Genomic DNA, 4,982 nt, shown 5'->3' on the forward strand with positions numbered 1-4,982 from the left:
GCAGGAACCACATAGGTAGTAAATCCAACCTGCCCGCCTCCAACACGGCCTTTACGTGAATTTTCCCAAGGGAAAAATGTAATAATCGTACCCGGGCTGCCCATTTCATTCCCAAAATAGAGATGATATACCTCAGGCGCATCAAAGTTAATCGTCTTTTTAATAAGTCTAAGGCCAAGCACACCCGAGTAAAAATCAGAGGTTTGCTGAGGATTTCTTACAAAGGCTGTAACATGGTGAATACCTGCTGTTTGAATTGTCATGTCTTCCACTCTCCTTATTTTTATCTTAGTTGATGATAGCGTCAAGCGAATAATCTCCAGCTCCTACTAAAGCTACACCTACCGCTACAGCAATAAGAACCATGTTGTATTCATAACCATTAGAGGTCACCCATAATCCATTTTTACCATGCACACTTGCAATAGCTCCTGTCATCGTAATAACAATTAATACGGCTGCAAGTGGTGTTAATAATCCTGCTGCAAACAATATTCCGCCGATAAACTCCATTAGTCCAGCAGCTACTGCCATAGCCACACCCGGCTTAATTCCAATCGACTCCATCCAGCCTCCCGTACCCTTTGGACCGTAGCCTCCGAATAAACCAAACAGCTTCTGTGCGCCGTGCCCTACGAACAATAAACCTACAACCAACCGAACGATCAATAATCCCAATGCCACACTCATTTCTAATTTCCTCCAAATTTCTATTTTTTATTTTGGTAAAGCCAGTTATTCTTGTAACTCATAATAAAGATTCTTAATTTAAAGATATATCGCAAAAAAATAAGCAGCTGGTACATCTCGTTTAAAGCTTAGCTACTTATAATTCTCCTGAGCATACTTGCCTAGCTTCTTTAAAAGCGCACTTGCTACTCGCTTCTCTTCCAGCGTAAGCCCGTTCGTCGCCGTCTCAATGACTTCCACATGTGTCGGAAATATTTTATCGATAAAGGCTGTTCCGTTATCGGTTATTTCAGCATAGATTAGCCGTCTATCCTCGGTCGAAGCTCTGCGCTGTACAAAGCACTTCTTCTCCAGCTTATCAACAACATAAGTGATGTTACCGCTGCTCATAAGCACCTTCTCGCCAATTTGCTGCAACGGCTGAGGACCTTTGTGATACAACAGCTCGAGTACGCCAAACTCCGTACGGTTCAAACCATGACTCCTGATATCCCGATCAGCATGGCTGCTTACCCACTGGCTAGCTCTAGATAACGCAATGTAGAGATCTAACGAATCATTTTGCGTATTGTCCGCCATTTTAATCCCCCTTTCGTTTACCGTTTTTCTCAAATTGTAATATCTTAAATTAAAGATAATACAATTGCAGCTAATTGTCAACTCCCTTTTCACTCATAATAGTGTTGACTACCCTAACAATAATTGGTAATGTTATGAACAATAAATTAATATTGCACAGCTATGAAGGGAAATAGTAACTTATTGTAATTGTCTTAGCGAGCCGGCGACTGGTGAAAGGTCCGGTACAAGGTCATTAGGTGAATGGGTCCCATCGCTTCAAACCGAAACTTTGTTCAAGCGTAAACGGCTGGCGCCCTCCTTGGCGGCATAAGCTCGTTTCGCGGTGAATGATAAGCATATTTATAAGTGTGAAACTTATAAATTCTTATCATTTAACAAAGCTGTAGGCTTTGACGGAAACTCCTACCGTTATATAAAGGAGGCATGATTGCATGCAGGCGAAACCGCCTAACATCGTTCATGACAGAGTGCGGCACTTTGCCGAATTCGGGTGGTAACGCGGAGCTAATGCTTCGTCCCTTTTGCGGACGAGGTGTTTTTTTGTTGTCCAGCGATAATGACTAGCGCCGTCCTCGGTGGACGAAGCAATCGTCTTGCGGAGAGATATAAGCACATCTCTAAGTGTAAATTCTTATATGTGAATAAGGAGGGGTTATGTGATGAGCGTTGTATTATCAGGAATTAAACCTAGCGGCGAGCTCAATATTGGCGGTTACGGAGGTGCGCTGCATCAGTTTATTACGATGCAGCATGAGCACGAATGCTTTTTTTTCATACCCGATTTACACGCTATAACTGTTCATCAAGACCCTAAGGAGTTGTACCAACGCACCCGAGATGTAGCGGCCTTTTATATTGCAGCTGGAATTGACCCTAACAAAAGCACCATCTTCATTCAATCTCATGTTCCTGCCCACGTCGAGCTTGGTTGGATGCTAGAGACGCAGGCCCGTATTGGTGAGCTAAGCAGGATGACGCAATTTAAAGAAAAATCAGAAGGCAAAGAATCGGTCAGCTCCGCCCTGTTCACCTATCCCGTGCTAATGGCAGCTGATATTCTGCTCTACCAAGCAACTCATGTGCCTGTCGGTGACGACCAGAAGCAGCATTTGGAGCTAACGCGGGATTTAGCGGCACGCTTTAATCATCAATTTGGTGACACCTTCACGATACCCGAGCCGATCATTCAAGATTTGGGCTCCCGTATTATGGGTCTGGATGATCCTTCTAGTAAAATGAGTAAGAGTAACCCGAACCTCAGCAGCTATGTGCTTCTGCTCGATCCGCCTGATGTTATTCGTAAAAAATTTGCGCGTGCGGTCACCGACTCCGACATGACCGTTCGTTACGATTGGGATCATAAGCCTGCCGTCAGTAATTTAATTGAAATGTATGCCGTATTCTCGGGTGAGCCAATCTCCGTCATCGAGCGGCGTTATGATGGTCAAGGCTATGGCTCCTTTAAAAAAGATCTCGCGGAGGTTGTCATACAGAAGCTAGAGCCCCTTCAACAAAACTATAAAGAAATTATTTATTCAGAGCAGCTTGATCAAATATTGATTGCGGGTGCTGCGAAGGCCGCTGAGATTGCGAATAAGACACTTCAAGCCGCTAAACGCGCTATGGGATTAGTGACCTTTTAGTTCATAATCAAATAGTAGGGAGGTTATTTCATGCTGCATATCGTAAATGGAGACTCCGTGGGAGATAAGCTAAAAGAAAGTGATGTAGACGGGGATATTCTCGTCTGGAGAGAGATTTATTCGGAGGGGCCTGTGTTTCTTCAACCAAATCTGCCCGACCACCGATCCGCTAGAGGCAGCTATTTGGAGCAAGCAATGGGTATTCCTTATGAGGAGTGGCTACGTTCGTCAGAATTACAAGAGAGTCAACTAGCAGCCTTCCAGCAGCATGATGAGATCGTATTGTGGTTTGAGCATGATCTATTCGACCAGACTATGCTCTGCTATTTACTACATTGGTTTGAAGGGCGCGATTTAGGCAAAACTCAGCTTTATCTACTAAGCTTAGATCGGTTCCCTGGAATCGAGCCCTTTCACGGTTTAGGCCAACTATCTGCTGAACAGCTGTCTTCACTAGCTGGGACTTGGCGTAAAATAACGCAAGACGAACTCCAGCTGGGCAAAAAAGCCTGGGAATCCTACACCTCATCTACGCCTATGGAAATTGTATCACTGCTACAAGAGGATACATCGGCACTTCCCTTCCTGCATGATGCCTTCCTTCTTCACTTAAACCGATTCCCGTCCTTACAGAATGGGCTCGGCATTGCAGAGCAAACGACAATTGAACTTATCCATAGTGGTGTGGATAGACCTTTGTCATTGCTCCAACAAACAAGTGATAAGTTACATAGACTTGGTATGGGCGATATCCAGTACTGGCTTTGTTTAAAGCAAATGACACAAGGAAACTATCCCTTATTAGCTCTAGATGGTAATCCACCATTCCCAGGTCTGAATGACTCAATCGAAAACTTCCTGCATACCCGAGTTCAACTCACCGAACATGGTGTTCAAGCAGTGAACAACCATATAGATTGGATTAGCCTAAATGGTATCGATCTATGGTATGGTGGGGTTCATTTGAAGGGCAATCATGATATTTGGCGCTCAGATAGGAACCGTGCAACGGTTGTACGCAAATAACAAGCTTAAACGACTAGAGTCATCTGCTGGCGGCATAAGCTCGTGAACCCCTATGTTTATTTCCACCAAGGAGAAGACGGAAATACGGGCGAGCCGATTAGAACGGTCTCTCCTATTTTCGGCGTAGATATTCGAGCTTCACGATGCTTAGCTGCCTTGACCGCACGTTCAACCGGGTCTGTCCAATCATGCATCGCAAGTGTAAAAGCACCCCAATGTATGGGAATGAGTACTTTCCCTTTCACATCCAGGTGTGCCTGCACCGTTTCCTCTGGCATCATATGGATAGCTGCCCAACGTTCATCGTACTGGCCGCATTCCATCATCGTCAGATCAAAAGGTCCGTATTTGGCGCCAATTTCTTTGAAGTGAGGACCATAACCGCTGTCGCCGCTAAAAAAGACTTTGGACTCCTGACCGTTTATAACCCATGAGCACCACAAAGTAACATCACGCATTAAGCTTCTGCCAGAGAAATGTCTGGCTGGCGTACATGCCAGCTTCAGCCCTTCACATTCGAACTCATCCCACCAATCATGCTCTTCAATGATGCTCGGGCTAACGCCCCAGCTCACCAAATGCGCGCCAACACCAAGCGGGACGTGGAACTGCTTCACTTTATCCTTAAGCTTCACAATTGAACCATAATCCAGATGATCATAATGATCATGCGAGATAAGCACGATATCAATCGACGGCATCTGTTCGATCTCCATAGGCAGCTTGCTGCTGAAGCGTTTCCCTCCGAATCCGGGAAATGGGGATGGGGCTTTGCCGAGCATCGGATCTAGCAATATGGTTTTCCCGTCAAGCTGCATGAGAACGGCGGAATGACCAAACCAAGTCAGCTTAGGCTGCTTAGTTTGGTCATAATAAGCCTCACTTAGCGGCTCAACCGTAAGTGGATGTGCTGGTTTAGCTTTCGAATTTCCTTTTACAAATTGAACGAGCAGCACTAGCTTCTCCTTCAGAGACATATCCATTGTAGTAGGAATAAGATTGATGAATTTGCCTTTATTATAATGGGCAGAATGACTATAG

At 44.9% G+C, this 4,982-nt stretch carries 6 protein-coding genes; 2 read left to right on the forward strand and 4 right to left on the reverse strand.

What is annotated here, in order from left to right; translation table 11 throughout:
• From AC1DWN_RS27815 to AC1DWN_RS27825, 3 genes are all read right to left on the reverse strand, one after another.
• On the reverse strand, positions 1-263 hold a 263-nt coding region (locus AC1DWN_RS27815; protein WP_477562129.1), incomplete at its 3' end, for a VOC family protein.
• Between the two features lie 25 nt (positions 264-288).
• Positions 289-690, reverse strand: a complete 402-nt coding sequence (locus AC1DWN_RS27820) for a DoxX family protein (RefSeq protein WP_477562130.1) — start codon at positions 688-690, stop codon at positions 289-291.
• A gap of 132 nt (positions 691-822) precedes the next feature.
• Complete coding sequence (locus AC1DWN_RS27825) at positions 823-1,269, reverse strand: MarR family winged helix-turn-helix transcriptional regulator (protein ID WP_477562131.1); 447 nt, start codon at positions 1,267-1,269, stop codon at positions 823-825.
• A 662-nt stretch (positions 1,270-1,931) separates the two neighbouring features.
• Here AC1DWN_RS27825 and trpS point away from each other — a divergent pair.
• Both trpS and AC1DWN_RS27835 read left to right on the forward strand, forming a co-directional pair.
• Positions 1,932-2,915, forward strand: coding sequence for a tryptophan--tRNA ligase (gene trpS, locus AC1DWN_RS27830; RefSeq protein ID WP_477562132.1), 984 nt, complete (start codon positions 1,932-1,934; stop codon positions 2,913-2,915).
• 30 nt (positions 2,916-2,945) lie between these two features.
• Complete coding sequence (locus AC1DWN_RS27835) at positions 2,946-3,941, forward strand: DUF1835 domain-containing protein (RefSeq protein ID WP_477562133.1); 996 nt, start codon at positions 2,946-2,948, stop codon at positions 3,939-3,941.
• Positions 3,942-3,997: 56 nt separating this feature from the next.
• Here AC1DWN_RS27835 and AC1DWN_RS27840 read toward each other — a convergent pair whose 3' ends face one another.
• Positions 3,998-4,945 carry an MBL fold metallo-hydrolase gene (locus AC1DWN_RS27840; RefSeq protein WP_477562134.1) on the reverse strand — a complete coding sequence of 316 codons (948 nt, stop codon included), beginning with the start codon at positions 4,943-4,945 and terminating at the stop codon, positions 3,998-4,000.
• Positions 4,946-4,982: the final 37 nt, after the last annotated feature.

It is taken from the genome of Paenibacillus sp. P4_A7 (assembly GCF_056402455.1).